Source organism: Paenibacillus sp. FSL R7-0331 (assembly GCF_000758645.1).
Lineage (GTDB): Bacteria > Bacillota > Bacilli > Paenibacillales > Paenibacillaceae > Paenibacillus_AQ > Paenibacillus_AQ camerounensis.
The window spans coordinates 1928596-1943565 of the sequence record NZ_CP009284.1; the positions used below are offsets into that span (position 1 = coordinate 1928596).

The window sequence follows — 14970 nt, forward strand, 5'->3', positions numbered from 1 at the left end:
TTCATAAGCTTATCTTTCAGAACCTGCCGTACGGCGGCGGCTCATGCCATAACTATAAGGTTGGTCCCGCGTGACTGTACATGCGCAGTATATCCAATGGGATTGAAACCTGTATTTTCAGCATCGGCAAAATAGACAAAGGGATAGGCGAATCGGGAACATGAAGCTCGAATCCGAGGTCTCCTGAATGGGCTCCGCCGTGACTCCAGAGAATATTTGGACTTCCGGCCGCTGTTGTCTGCAGATTTCTCATATTTAAACCGCTGCTCGCGGTAGAAATCCGCAGACAAAGGCGGACGCTACCGCTCCTCCAGTTCCAAAATTCTCCTCCCCCACTTTTTCCTTTAGGATTGTTTTAATTCAATGTTCAAGCTGTCATCCTATGCTTCATTCCCTATAAAAAATCCCCGTCCGCCATACAGGATGGCAGGCAGGGAAGAGAGGAGTCAACCATCAATAGTCTCTTTATATTTGCCGGGGGTGATGCCCTCTAGCTTCTTGAAGGTACGGATATAAGTGCCGACATCATTGAAGCCGGATTTCTCCGCCGCCTCCTGGACGGTCAGCCGTTTATCCGCGATCAGCTGCTTGGACCAGTCAATCCGTTTCTTGTTGATCGTATCCAGCAGGCCTTCACCGGACTGCTCTTTGAACAGCCGTGACAGGTAGGTGGGCTTCATATCAAACTGCTGGCCGAGCAGGGAGACGTTCAAGCCGGGATCAGTATAATGGTTATCGATAAAAGCTGATACCTCGCTGATCAGCTCCGTCAATGCCCGCTGGCGGTTCTCCTGCACATTCTGCAGGCGTCTGGCTGCGGCATAATCACAGACCTCCTTCAGCATACTCTCCAGCTGCTCCTGCATTTCCGAGAGCGTCTCGGAGGAGGAGAGCCTGTCAATGATCTTGGGGTTCTGGATCAGGATATTGTCCCGGCCCGCGCCAAGCTCGCCCATGCTTTTAATCAATGTGCCGGCCAGATCGAGAATCAGACAGCGGGCCAGCGGAAGCTTGACCGGGTGGGCCGAGAAGTTCATCTGCAGAATGTCCTCCAGGGCAGCCTTGGCCGCCGGGAAATCCCCGACCTTGACGTAATTGATCAGCTGCTGCTCACTCTGGAGCGGATAATAATAGCCGGAATCGGTATCCGCCTGGATGCTGTACCGCTGAATGTCCTCATAGGCGAGAATCTCCTGCTTGCCCATCACCAGCTTATATTCCATAGCCTCCAGCGCTTCCTGATATGCCTGGGGAATATGCTCCAGGCCGCTGTGAACCCGGCTGATTGACACAGTAATATAGATGCTATAGGTTTGGGCAAGGAATTCCTGGGCGGACCGGGCTGCCTGGAGCAAATCCGCTGCCTGCTCTTCCTGGGGAAGCCCGGACAGGCTGACTAGGCAAGGCATGGCGTCATCATTTTCAACCAGGTAACCCCGGTGCTTGACATTCACCAGCTCCTCCACTACATTCCACACGATAAAATGCAGCAGCCGCAGCTTTTCCGCAGCCGTTTTACCCTGAACCCTTTCCAGAAAAATATCCACATCCTCCATGTATAACAGCAGAACCCCGAAATCCTCTGACAGCAGACGGATATCAAAGGCAGTCAAAGCTTCAGCCAGCGGAAGCTCATGGTCCCGTTTGCCCTTGAACCATTTCATCATATAGCCGGAGCGAAGGCTGTAATGCTGCTTTTTCATCTCCAGCATCAGGTTGTCCATTTCATTCAGAGTACTGTCCACAGCCTGCTGGATAAAATGAAATTCGTTCGTTCCTTTCTCCCGGAGAGCCGCTTTATTATTGAAAGCGCCTACAATTTGCCGGAGAGGATTATAATTTTTACGCAGAAAGATGTAGGTGAGGCATCCGCCGCCGAGCAGGCTGGCCAGAATACTGATATAAGTGAGCTTGCGGACAAGCTCCGCCTTCTTCCAGTACACCTCGCTGGGAACAAGAGAGATATATTTAAGATTGGATACCCCGGACTGGATGGAAAACACCTCGTATTGCCGTCCTCCCGACTCCCAGATGAACATGCCGCCTGACTGAGTATCAAAGGGAAGCCTGGCGGGAAGCTCCTCACTTGAGCTGGATACCAGCACATTGTTATCGGCGTCTGCGATCAGTACATGCCCCTTGCTGAAGGCCTCGATGTTAAGCAGGGAGGTAAGGATATTGGATTTGTCGATCAGAATAACATTGGCCCCTGACGGCTTGCCCTCCTCGTAATCATAGGTGCTTACATAGGCGAGCGCATCTACTTGAACCCCGTTTTCGTTGTTGCGCTTCACGGGTACAAAGCCCTTGAACTTTTGGCGCTGCAGAATATCCGTCCATTCCTCGTAGCTGAGCATACTTGATTTGTGATGCTCATTGTAGGCAAACCTCGCACTCCGGTATACGCCGGGAAGCAGGACGGTTTCTCTCGCTGCCAGGTAGATATAGAAAAGGTCCGTTTCGCCGTAAGCCGACTGATAGAGGGACATATCCTTGGTGGCATCGTACAGATCATACATGTATTCTTCCGGAAAAATAGCATACTTGTGCTGATCGACCAGCTCCCGGAACTTGGTATTCCAGCTCAGCTCAAAATCAAGCCGGTTGACCGCTTCAATCTGCTTGTCCATTAGCTCTCTTAATTGTCTGAGCAAGGAATTGTTGGCCAGGTGGATCTCGTCAGCCAGCATCCTGCTGGACTGGTAATAGACAATCGAGCTCAGTATGACCGGCAGCAGCAGCACGGCCAAATAAGATAAAGTCCAGGTGAGCAGCACGCTCCGGCTGGCCCACCATCGTTTGTTTGTTTTCCCCATCCGCATTCTCCTGTCGGCACTTCCATTCTTTGACATGGTTTATTGTACAGGGACGCCCGGCTGATTACAATTGACATTCTGGAGGCAATTCTGCCGGAACGCAGGCAAGTCTCACTCATAATAAATCGCATCGTATGGAAATTCCAGCTTTTTCAGACGGTAATCCTTCGGGGTCATGGACATATAATCGCGGAATACCTTGCCGAAATAGCTTGGGCTGTCAAAGCCGCACTCACGGCCGATTTCCTGTATAGAGTGATCGGTGGTACGCAGCAGGGAGACGGCCGCTTCCACCCGCCGTTCCCTAAGATAGGCGAGCGGGGAGGTCTGCTCCGATTTCTGGAACAGCCGGCACAGATGATGCTTGTTGACCCCGCAATGCTCTGCAAGCAGGTCCAGAGTCAACGGCTCAGCGTAGTGCGCCCTCATGTATTTTTTGGCCTTTAGAATGATCGAGCTGGTAGCCGCGCTGATATCCTTGGAGATCTCACCGCTCGTCCGGACCAGAGTCAGCAGCCAGCTGTAGACCTGGGCGGAGAGCAGATATTTGTCGGTCACCTTATCCTCGCCGATGGCCCGCAGCAGCTCCCATAACGCCGTGATCAGCGGGGAACCGGCCTCTCTGCGGATGACATGGCCCTCCTGGGCAATAACCATATCCCAGATCCGGGCTGCTTCAGCTCCTCTTATATTCAGCCAGAGAATTTCCCAGGGCTGGCTGTCCGGTGTGTAAAAGTAGCGGTAATTGCCGGGAACCTTGACCAGAAAGCCTGAGCCTTTAGCCAGGGGAATAAGCTGCTGGTCCACCTCGATCCAGCCCTGCCCGCTGAGCGTATATTGAAAAATGACATGCCCGGAGTCCGGACGCTCATTGCCGTCAAAGCTGTATTCAGCATTTCTTATTCTCTGCCACCCGATGGAGCTAAGCATCAAGATTGAATTATCATCGTTATGAAAAGCATATGCCGATGGCTCAGTCATCGTTCATCCTCCTAAACCCAAAAGTCAATTTTGTTATATTATAGCGCACAACTTTTAGATTGTCTCCGGCTGGCCCCGCAGGTAAGATCGGATTAGAAAAAGGAGTGAGGTCAGATGGATCAGACGACAAAATACGAACAGCTTATCAGGCTGCTTCCGGGTGAATACTGGTGGGGCGGACGTGCTGCAGACGGCAAAAGCATGCCTTACGGACAGGAGCTGTTCCGGGCAGATCTGGATCAGCATCATAACGGCAATCAGGCCAGTCCGCTGCTGCTCTCAAGCCTGGGAAGGTATATCTGGAGTGAAGAGCCCTTTGAATTTGTTTTTGAGGACGGGTTTGTAACGGTAACAGGGAAGGGGGAGCTGATAGCCGGAGAGGGCTGCGGCAGCTTAAAAGGGGCGTTTGAGCAAGTATCCCGAAGCTATTTTCCGCCAGCCGCCGGCATCCCGGAGGAGCTGCTGTTCACCGCTCCGCAATATAATCTGTGGATCGAGCTGCTGTATGAGCCGACCCAGGAAAAGGTGCTGCAGTATGCCCGCAAGGTGCTTGAGCACGGAATGCCGCCGGGCGTCATCATGATTGATGACAACTGGCATGAGCCTTACGGCACCTGGACCTTTCATTCCGGAAGGTTCCCTGATCCGGGCCGGATGGCCCGGGAGCTTCATACCCTCGGCTTCAAGGTTATGCTATGGGTCTGCCCGTTCATCAGCCCGGATTCCCGCACCTTCCGCCAGCTGGAGCCTGCCGGAATTCTGCTGAAGGACCGGGAAGGCAAGACTGCCCTACGGAAATGGTGGAACGGCTATAGCGCGGTTCTGGATTGTACGAATCCTGATGCGGTGAAGTGGATTCAGGAGCAGCTGGATACCCTGCAGCGGGAGTACGGGATTGACGGGTTCAAGCTGGATGCCGGCGACGCTGAGTTTTATGAGCCGGATGACCAGGCTTTTATTCCGGCCACCACACGCAGCGGGCATAGTGAAGCCTGGGCGAGAGCCGGGCTGAAGTACAGGCTGAATGAGTACCGTGCCTGCTGGAAGCTGGCCGGCCAGCCGCTGGTGCAGCGGCTTAAGGACAAGGGCCATGCATGGCAGGACAACGGGCTGGGGGACCTTATTCCTGACGGGCTCGCCCAAGGACTGCTTGGTTATGCCTACACCTGCCCGGATATGATCGGCGGTGGTGAATTCAGCAGCCTGACCTCGGCCCGGATTGATCCCGAGCTGTTCGTCCGGTATGCCCAGTGCTCGGCGCTGTTTCCGATGATGCAGTTCTCAGCGGCCCCCTGGCGGGTACTGGATGAGAAGCATCTCGCTCTTTGCGTAGAGGCAGCCGCATTACATGCCGGGTTCGGGCAGGAGATTCTGGAGCTGGCCCGTCACGCCTCCGTCACCGGAGAACCGGTTATGCGCCATATGGCTTATGAGTTCCCGGGCCAGGGACTGGAGGCCATTAAGGACCAGTTCATGCTGGGCAGCTCTGTACTGGTTGCACCGGTTATCCGGATGGGCGGCAGACAGCGCCGTGTAATATTCCCGGAGGGCATCTGGACCGGGGATGACGGCAGCACCGTTACCGGCCCGGCCGAGCTGGAAATCGAGGTGCCGCTCAGCCGGCTGCCTTATTACCGGAGAGGCTGACTCTTGCCGGGCTGCTGTGCAGCAGCTGTAACGGACCGTAGCGCCGCTATTTTTATTATTAATTATTTCAAAAAAATCTAACGGACCGTAGTGAGCTTAAATCGTCCCTGGCGGGTAATTTTTAACCATATTATCGGGATTAAGAGCACTGGTGTCCGTTAGACTGAAATAATGTCCATTTTCCCGATAATAAGAGCATCTGTGTCCGTTAGGGCTATATATAGCTTTTCCGCCTTGATTAAAGTCCGACCCTCCGGATAGCCGCCAACGTGTTTTGGTTAATAAATGGTATGTCTTTGGACAACCTATTACCTAATACGGAAGAAATGAGGCGATAAGCATGTCAACTTTGAACAATAGCCACCAGGAGGCTGTCGAAACAGTACGTAAGCTGATCAAGGGTATTGATACGGCGATGTTCACCACGATTTCACCTGAAGGTCTGGTGTCCCGGCCGATGAAGACGCAGGAGGTCGAATTTGACGGGGACCTGTGGTTCCTGACCAAAAAGGATACCAGCAAGTTCGGCGAGATCCTGCACGACCCGCGGGTGAATGTAGTATATGCCGATAAATCCTATGTCTCGATCCGCGGTGTGGCGAGAATTGTGGATGATGTAGCCAAGAAGAAGGAATACTGGAATCCGGGCTATGAAGCTTTTCTGAAGACCAGCTATGATGATCCGGAAGTCATCCTGATCCAGGTCCATGCCGAATCTGCGGAGTACTGGAAGAGCGGCAATCTGGCCGAGAAGGCAAGTTATATGTTCAAAAGAATTACCAATCAGGATACGGAAGACTCCAATCTCAATCAGACGGTTGAGCTGGAATAACACGAATTGAATGCTATGACAGCAAGGAGCCCCGCTGCAAAAGCGGAGCTCCTTTTTGTTAGAAGGCTGTAAGCTGTATCTCAGATTTTGAACTGGTTCAAAATCTTCTGAAGATCATCAGCAAGACTGGCCAGCGCCTGGGCGGAAGAGGAGATTTCCTGCATGGAAGCCAGCTGCTCTTCGGTTGCGGCAGAAATATTCTGGCTGAGGGAGGCGGAATCCCGGGCCACATTCCTTACCTTACCAATCGAATCATCAATGCCGGAAGTCCCCTCGGCCAGCTTGTGGAGCGCTTCAGCGATGCCTCCGATTTGGTCAACAAAACGGCTTACAGCCTCCTCAATTTTATGGAAGGACTGGCCGGCATGATTAACTTTGCTCAAGCCTGACTCCACTTCGTGCGAGGTTTGATCCATAGTGGAAAGGGTGGTTTCCGTATCCTGCTGAATCAGCCTTATCAGCTGTGCAACCTGCTCGGCTGAGCGGTCTGACTGCTCAGCCAGTTTTCTGACCTCCCCGGCAACAACAGCAAATCCCCGTCCATGCTCCCCGGCTCTGGCTGCTTCAATGGAAGCATTCAGCGCAAGCAGGTTCGTCTGTGCGGAAATGCCGGAGATGACACTGACGATCTGCCCGATCTCCGCGGAACGGTTATTAAGGCTGGTGACTGCTTCAACCAGGCTGTGCACATTGGAGGAGATTGAATTCATCTGCGCCGTTACCTCAGTAATGGCCTGGTTGCCTTCCATAGACATGCGGGAAGCGTGCAGCGCATCCTGCTTCATCTGCTCAGTATTGCCGGCGATGGCCTGCGTGTAGCCGCTCATTTCTGCGATGGAAGCCGAACTGCCTTCGACAATATGAACCTGCTTCTCCGTGCCCGTGGCCAGATCCTGAACCGTCTCGGCAATATGCCCGCTTGCGTGGCTGTTCTGCTCAGCGCTTGCGCTGAGCTCCTCGGAGGTGGAGGCGACAAAATGCGAGGACTCCTGCACGGTGCTGAATATCGCCTGCAGCTTGCCGGTCATTTCATTAAAGGAAGCCGAAAGTCCGCCGATCTCGTCTTTGGAGATATAGCTGCTTTTGACCGTAAAGTCTCCGTTTTCCGCTTGCGCCAGAAGAGACCTGACTTCCTTGACCGGTCTGACAATCATGCGTGAAATCAGCAGACCGAGAAGGACAAGTAGAAGGAGGGCGGCTATCATCACGGATGAGGCAATGATGGTAATCCGGGTAACCCTGCTCTGATTCTCTGAATTAATGCCCTCGGCTCCTTCAACCTTGGATTGCTGCATGGCCTTTAGAGTGTCATTGACCAGCTTGCGCTGGGATTCTATTTCTTCTGTATAGACTATATAGGCCAGCTCATTTTTGTTCTGTGAGGCTAATTCAATGACCTGAAGTCTTGAAGCTTCCAGCACCGCAGCCTGCTCATGATACCGGGCTATAAGCTGACGCTCCTCTTCCCGGAGATGTGTTGCTTCAATCTCCCCGATCATGTCGTCAATTTCCGCCCATGCGGAAATAATTTCTTCATTTAATTCTTTTATACGGTCAGCCTTTTTGGTTGTCAGCAGCTCAAGCGTATAGGCATCACTTGCTCTGGCGTTGATCCGGATCTGCATGACCGTTTTGAGCGGGATCAGATTCTCCTCGTACATTACTGTAGATTTATCGGCCATTATATTCGTGTAGACCTGCCCGATTGTTCCGATGGTAAGAAGAGAAGCTGCACTCACCAGGATGAGAATCATAAGCTTTTTTGCAATACCCAGGTTTTTTAACAGTCTCATACAGGATGTCCCCTTTGTTTCTCTATAATGTTAATTATTTTAACTGAATATATATCGACAGATTACAGCTGTTTGTTGAGCAGATAGGGGAGAATTCCGGGACTTTTGTATTGGTAAAATAGAGAAAAGGGTATTCATCTCCGGGGCGGAGATAAATACCCTTTTTTGCTGCAGTGGTATTGCAGTAATCAGCTGACTGAGTCTTGGAGCAAGCTTAGCGTTTTATTGCTCTCAGACGGTAGGTGCAGCTGGTGAAATCGCCGCGCAGATCGGAGACAACGAGCCCGATGCGCATCAGACGGTCGCCGCCGTAAGGTGCGCCGCCAAAGGCAGACTGGAACGGAGCCGTGCTGTCAGCAGCTGCATCCGCAGTACCGTGGCTGTCAGAGCTGCCGGCAGCGCCGGTCTCAAGCACATAGTCCAGCTCAGGATCAAGCCCTTTTAGTGTGAGACGCGTTATTGGAGCGTTCGGCTTGGCAAGTACACGGAAGTAGGCCACGAAGGCTTCTGTCTTATCTTCGCTGACGAACATCCAGGCGGTATCGCCGCTGCCCTCGAACGGGCTCAGCAGACGGTACATATCCCCTTGCTGAACAAGTGTGCGGATCTCCTTGTACTGGGCAATCTGCTGTGCAGCCAGGCTCTTTTCTGCTTCGGTGAAGGCAGTCAGGTCCAGCTCATAACCGAAGTTGCCGCTCATGGCCACATCGCCGCGGATCGCAAGCGAGGTTGTCCGCTCTACCTGATGGTTCGGTACCGCAGATACGTGTGCGCCCATGCTGCTGGCAGGGTACACAATGCTGGTGCCGTATTGAATCGCGAGACGCTCGATTGCATCGGTGTCGTCGCTGGTCCAGGTCTGCGGCATGTAGAACAGCATGCCCGGATCGAACCGGCCGCCGCCGCCGGAGCAGCTCTCGAACAGGATGTCAGGGAAGCGCGCGGTTAGGCGCTCCATCAGATTGTACAGGCCGAGCATATAGCGGTGCGCAGTTTCCTTCTGGCGCTCAGGACCGGCTGCTGCTGAGACAACCTCAGTCATGTTGCGGTTCATATCCCATTTGATGTACGTAATTGGTGCGCTGGAGAAGACCGCGCTCAAGGTCTCATACAGATAATCGCAGACCTCTGGACGCGAAAGGTCAAGGATCAGCTGGTTACGTGCCTCGGTCCGGCGGCGCCCTTCAGCGTGCAGGCACCAGTCCGGGTGCTTGCGGTACAGCTCGCTGTCCGGCGAGACCATCTCCGGCTCAACCCACAGGCCGAATTGCAGGCCTTCTTCGTTCACACGGCCGGCAAGATCAGCGAGACCGCCGGGCAGCTTGCGGCTGTGCTCGAACCAGTCGCCGAGTGAGCTGTTATCGTTATCCCGTTTGCCGAACCAGCCGTCATCGAGGACAAACAGCTCAATCCCGAGCGGTCCGGCTTCTTTGGCAATGGCGGTGATTTTGTCGGCATCAAAGTCAAAATAAGTCGCTTCCCAGTTATTGACCAGGATCGGACGGGCCTGGTCACGGTGTACGCCGCGGCACAGACGGGTCCGGTATAGCCGGTGGTACGTGCGAGACATGCCGCCGAGCCCTTCACCGGAATAGACCAGAATGGCCTCTGGAGTCTGGAAGGTTTGGCGCGGCTCCAGCAGCCACGAGAAATCAAACGGGTTAATCCCGATATTTACGCGGGTTGTACCGAACTGCTCAACCTCGGCAACAGCTGCGAAGCTGCCGCTGTATACAAGGCTGAAGCCGTATACATCGCCGTTATCTTCATCCGCACCCGGACGCAGCAGCGCCAGAAACGGATTGAGCTGATGACTGCTTGAGCCGCGGCGGCTCTCCAGCGACACTGCAGCACCGGGAACAAGCGCGCGGCGCTGGATGTGGCGCTCTCTCACCCAGGCTCCGCTGAGGTGCAGGGTATCGTAGGACGAATCGGCAAAATCGACCGAGGCGCTCAGCGCCTGCTCCAGCCGCAGCGGCTCTGTGCCGTTATGCTCGAAGTGTACGGAGCGGGCAATTGCACTGTGACCGGCAAAGACGGTGTACAGCAGCTTAACGGTAAGTCCGGCATAATCGTCCTTTAGGGTAAGCTCCAGTGTCTGCGCTTCATCATCGCTTTCTGCATAGACAGCAGGAAGCCCTTCAAGAACCGGCTTACCGGAAGAAATAGCGTAGCCTGCATATTTAAGCTCTGTGATCCGGCTGCCGTCGGCAAGCTGGGCCTGGTAGGCAGGACGGCGGAAGTCACTTGTTCCATACTGCGGATATTCCTGCGGCAGGGCATCCAGTGACAGGGACGGCTTACCCGGCACCGGATTCGGGGAAAAGGACGACCGCTCGCGGAGCTGGAGCGCATCAGTCAGACTGTTGTCGTGGCGGAGGCGTGATCCCCAGTATACATGGGAAGGATAACCTTCAACTAGCTGGATAATATAGCTGGTATCCTTGGACTGAAGGTGAAACAGGCCTAACGATTCTTCAACGTAAATGTTCATGCTCATGTTATTAACTCTCCTTTATTCATGTGTGTTATCTATACGGCCGAATGATTCCGCTGCTCCGCAGGTCCCTCTGATAATTAGTCTGGTACCGATAATGGTGTGAGACGGTGCCTCTCGGCCTTCAAAACGCTCGGCAAGCAGTTGGACCGCAGCCTTTCCCATCTGTTCCGGATAAGCGCGGATGGTGGTCAGCGGCGGCTGGACATAGGCGGCCATCTCGATATCATCGAAGCCGACAATGGCCATCTCCTGCGGCACTTGTACTCCATGCTCATGCAGTGCCCGCAGGGCGCCGACCGCGAGCGGGTCGCTGGCAGCGAAGCAGGCCGTCGGACGTTTGCCGCCGGAGAGCAGCTCGTCCATCATCCGGTAGCCGTCGGCGCTGCTCCAGCTGCCGGTGCGGATCAGCGTAGGATCATAACAGCCTTGCTGCTGCATTACCCGTGCGAAATGATGAGCCCGGCGCTCACCGCCGTCACCGCCGCCGATAAAAGCGATATCGCGGTGGCCAAGGGCAAACAGATGACCGAGCGCCTGATCCACCGCCTGGCGGAAATGCGTCCGCACGGAATCATAGTCGGAGCGCTCCTGATACTGGTCTACGAGCACGATCGTATCCGGGTCATCATGCAGCCCCTTGAGATCGTTCGGATCGAAGCCGCCTACAACGATAAGGCCGTCGCCGGGCCGCAGCATATGCTGCGGCGCCCGTCCTCGCAGCGTCTGATCAATCCGGATGCCCAGCTCTTCACAGCGCAGCTCTACCCCGCGGCGGATCGATCCGTAATACGGGTCATCCCGTTCTTCTTCAGGAGAGCACCAGAGCAGGAGCGAAACCTTCTTGGCGCTGAGCTCGGTATCCCGTTTCAGCTGCTTCAGCCTCGCGGGCTTGTAATCCAGCTGCTCCGCAACAGCAAAAATCCGGGTCCGCGTATCTTCGCTCACAGACAGGGACAGGTCGTTATTTAACACCCTCGATACAGTAGCTGCAGATACTCCAGCCTCGCGGGCGATGTCTTTAATCGTTGCCAAGCTGCTCACGCCTTTTTTAGTTAATAAATTTACTAAATATTAATCACGCCTTTATCCTACCATCCCGCCGGCTAACTTTCAAGCAGACTTTTTACAGAGTAGGCCGGAACTGAACCTGCTGCACCTAACGTCTTCTAAAGCCGGGATGATTATGTTACCATGTTGAATATTCATTTGAGGGCGGAGGAGAACTGGGCTTGAAGATAACAGCACTTATCGGGAAATGGTTTGGACGGCTCCGCTTCAAAAGCAAGGTTATCGCGATTTTTCTTCCCCTGCTGATCCTGTCTCTGCTTATTTTGGGCGTATTGTCCAGCCATTTATTCAGCCGCTCGCTGATTGAGCGGACGACACGCAATGTAGCGGATGAATCGCAGCTGATTCTGTCGCGCACCGATTATATTCTGCGCAGTGCCGAGACTGCAGCTAATATTATGGTCACGAATATTAACCGGTTGTATGAAATGTATCCGGGCGTTCAGACGATTCCGCTGGAGCAGGTGCGATTTGCCAATCTGATGCAGAGCCGGCTTTCCACGGACCTGTCGATATTCCGGGAGGTGGATGCGGCGGTGTTTGTCAGCAATGACGGCACTGTGTACCCATCGTATACCTCCGGCGTTAATGAGGAAGGCCTCGCCGCGAGCGGCATGCTGGAGCAGGTGCTATTTTCGGACAGCTACGGTGTCTCCCATTGGTTCGGGATGGAGCAGCGGAGCTATCTCACGCCTGATCCGTCATCACCTGTACTGACACTGGGCAAAATGGTCATCAACATCGGCAGCGGTGAGCCGCTGGGAACGTTATTTCTGATGGTTAAAGAGGAGCAGCTGTCGGCATTTCTACAGTCGAGCGATCCGGCTGCGCCCAAAGCTTATTATTTCATGGATGGTCGGGGGCGGATTGTAGCCGCAGCGGATAAAAGCAGCCTGCTCCAGCCGGTGGAGCAATCGGTGGCAGCGGAAATCGGGGCGGCCAGCGGGCTTGCCGGTGAATCCAGCTTTTCCTATCAGGAGGGTGGAAATCTGGTGACAGTCAGCCATTACGGCCGGATGGACTGGGAGCTGATCAACGTCGTATCCCTTAAGCTTCTGACGGCGGATGTGCAGCAAAATGTGCGGCTGACTGCGCTGGTCGGGGCTCTCTGCCTGATCTTTTCCCTGTTCGGGGCCAATTTGCTGTCACGGAAGGTGGCAAGTCCGCTGGAGCGGCTGACCCGGGCGATGCGCCAGGTGGTGAGCGGTGATCTGCGTCCGGTGGCTGCGGCGAGAACCGGAGATGAGATCGGCACGATTGCCGAAGCGTTCAATTTTATGGTTGGCCGGGTAGGAGAGCTGCTGGACCGGGTAACCGAGGAGCAGAACCGTAAGCGTGAGTATGAGCTGGCTCTGATCAGCGCGCAGATTAAGCCGCATTTTTTGTATAACACACTGGATACCATCTATGTGCTGAATGAGCTGGACCGCAACGAGGAGGCACGCGATACGACCAAGGCGCTGGCAGATTTTTACCGGATGGTGCTCAATAAGGGGCGGGAGCTGATCATTCTTGAAAAAGAAGCCCAGATTACGGACGATTACCTGGCAATTATGCAGATCCGCTACCCTGACGTATTCCGTTATGAGATTGATATCCCGCCCGAGCTGTCGGGAACCCCGGTTCCGAAGCTGTCGCTGCAGCCGCTGGTTGAGAACGCTATTTACCATGGCCTGAAAAAGAAAGGGAGCAAGGGCTTCATCCGGATTCAGGCCGGAATAGCCGGGGGCAAGGTAATCGTTACTGTGACAGATAACGGTGTGGGTATGGATGAGGAGCGGATTGAGGCGGTTATGTCCGGATACTCTCCCGAGGAGGAGACCCGGTCGATCGGCACTTACAGTGTCCGGCAGCGGCTGAGCCTGTACTTCGGGGAAGAGTACGGCCTTAGTATCCGGAGTACCGCCGGTGAAGGGACTGTTGTAAAGCTGTCTTTGCCGATGCTTGGAAACGAAAAGAGGGATGTGCACGATGTACAAGGTGATGATTGTTGATGACGAGCCGCTGTTCCGGGATTTTTTGAGGCTCAAAATGGACTGGCAGCGCTTGGGCTTCGAGGTATGCTGCGAGGCCAGAAACGGGCAGGAGGCGCTTGTGGAAGCGGAGAAGCACCGGCCGCATCTGGCGCTGGTCGATATTAATATGCCCTTTATGGACGGAATCGAGCTGGCAGGCAAGCTGAAGGACCGCTTTGAGCGGATCGTTATTGTGTTCATTTCGGGACACAATGAATTTGAGTATGTACAGAAGGCGGTCCGTACCGGTGTGCAGGATTATCTGCTTAAGCCCTTCAACGAAGCGGAGATGACGGAGATGCTGGAGCGCATCCGGCCAAAGCTGCCGCGCTTGTCCGGCGGACGGAAAGCAGTGCAGCAGGCGGCAGACGGCAGCGGTACGGCGGGGCACGCCTCCGGACAGGAGATGCCTGAGCTGGGCTCGGTGCGGGATGCCATCGTGCTGGGCCTGCGCATGAAGGATGCCGATGTACTGGAGGAGGTGCGCAAAGCAGTCAGCCAGCTGCGCGGCAGCACCTGGGGAGACGAATATGCAGACGCGATGATGATGGGGCTGCTCTCGCTGGCTTTGACCTTTGCCGGGGAGCGCGGATTTTCGTACAGCCGGGTCTGGGACAGCGGTGAAGACAAAGCACCCTATGACAGGCTGAAGGCCTGTGCCTCCTGGGATGAAGCGGAGGAATGGCTGACCGCCCTGTACCGCAGGGTGATCCAGCTGACGGAGGATGTGAAGCCGACCAAGGCCTCGAATCTGTTCAACGCCGCTATCCGCTATATCGAGCAGCATTATGCGGATGCGGAGCTGTCGGCTGAGCAGGTGGCAGGCGGCGTCTATGTGGACTCCAGCTATCTGCGCCGCGTCTTCCGCAAGGAGTCCGGCCATTCCATTGTCGACCACCTCACCCATATCCGCATGAAAAAAGCCCGCGAGCTTCTGCTCGGCGGCAACCGCAGGCTGGCCGACATCTCTGAGAGTGTAGGCTATGCGGACCCGAGCTATTTCAGCAAAAGCTTCAAAAAACGCTTTGGTGTAACCCCGACTGAATATGAGCAGCTGGTGCGGAAGTAGCCGGGTGCGGGCGGCGGCTGCACCTACTGGCGGATACCGCTCGCTGCCAGGGACAGAATGAGAGGCAGAGGATGTGCAGCCAACCTTTATAAGCTTTGCATCTCGTCACCCGGCAGGGGTGGCTTTTCTTTTTGTCCCGTTTTTTACGGGTAATGCCCGTTTTGTGCCTTAAGATCACCGGTGTTCCGGAGCTATAATGTGGGTGTAGCAAGGATAGCAAAGCCTAAAGACATATACTCGCACGAGGGG

At 54.6% G+C, this 14970-nt stretch carries 9 protein-coding genes; 4 read left to right on the top strand and 5 right to left on the bottom strand.

The window, feature by feature from the left end; translation table 11 throughout:
• Nucleotides 1–446: 446 nt before the first annotated feature.
• A complete protein-coding gene (locus R70331_RS07950) occupies nucleotides 447–2816 on the bottom strand; it encodes a helix-turn-helix domain-containing protein (RefSeq protein ID WP_042174343.1) in 2370 nt (789 codons plus the stop codon).
• Nucleotides 2817–2927: 111 nt separating this feature from the next.
• Nucleotides 2928–3797, bottom strand: coding sequence for a helix-turn-helix domain-containing protein (locus R70331_RS07955; RefSeq protein WP_042174346.1), 870 nt, complete (start codon nucleotides 3795–3797; stop codon nucleotides 2928–2930).
• A 114-nt stretch (nucleotides 3798–3911) separates the two neighbouring features.
• On the opposite strand from R70331_RS07955, the gene R70331_RS07960 reads away from it, so the two are divergent.
• Entirely contained in the window at nucleotides 3912–5444 is a 1533-nt protein-coding gene (locus tag R70331_RS07960) for a glycoside hydrolase family 31 protein (protein ID WP_042174348.1), read from the top strand.
• 340 nt (nucleotides 5445–5784) lie between these two features.
• A complete protein-coding gene (locus R70331_RS07965) occupies nucleotides 5785–6276 on the top strand; it encodes a pyridoxamine 5'-phosphate oxidase family protein (RefSeq protein WP_042174350.1) in 492 nt (163 codons plus the stop codon).
• A gap of 80 nt (nucleotides 6277–6356) precedes the next feature.
• On the opposite strand, the gene R70331_RS07970 is transcribed toward R70331_RS07965, so the two are convergent.
• The 3 genes from R70331_RS07970 to R70331_RS07980 form a co-directional block, all read right to left on the bottom strand.
• Nucleotides 6357–8069: a methyl-accepting chemotaxis protein gene (locus R70331_RS07970; protein WP_042174352.1), complete on the bottom strand. Its 1713-nt coding sequence runs from the start codon at nucleotides 8067–8069 to the stop codon at nucleotides 6357–6359.
• A 214-nt stretch (nucleotides 8070–8283) separates the two neighbouring features.
• Nucleotides 8284–10563, bottom strand: coding sequence for an alpha-galactosidase (locus R70331_RS07975; protein WP_042182340.1), 2280 nt, complete (start codon nucleotides 10561–10563; stop codon nucleotides 8284–8286).
• A gap of 21 nt (nucleotides 10564–10584) precedes the next feature.
• Nucleotides 10585–11601: a LacI family DNA-binding transcriptional regulator gene (locus R70331_RS07980; protein ID WP_042174354.1), complete on the bottom strand. Its 1017-nt coding sequence runs from the start codon at nucleotides 11599–11601 to the stop codon at nucleotides 10585–10587.
• Between the two features lie 197 nt (nucleotides 11602–11798).
• Between R70331_RS07980 and R70331_RS07985 the strand changes: the two genes are divergently transcribed.
• Both R70331_RS07985 and R70331_RS07990 read left to right on the top strand, forming a co-directional pair.
• The gene (locus tag R70331_RS07985) at nucleotides 11799–13631 is read left to right on the top strand and encodes a sensor histidine kinase (protein WP_042174356.1); all 1833 of its coding nucleotides are present in this window, start codon (nucleotides 11799–11801) and stop codon (nucleotides 13629–13631) included.
• On the top strand, nucleotides 13609–14721 hold the full coding sequence (locus tag R70331_RS07990; protein ID WP_042174358.1) for a response regulator transcription factor: 1113 nt from the start codon (nucleotides 13609–13611) through the stop codon (nucleotides 14719–14721). Before R70331_RS07985 ends, R70331_RS07990 begins: the two co-directional genes overlap by 23 nt.
• The last annotated feature ends 249 nt before the right edge of the window (nucleotides 14722–14970 follow it).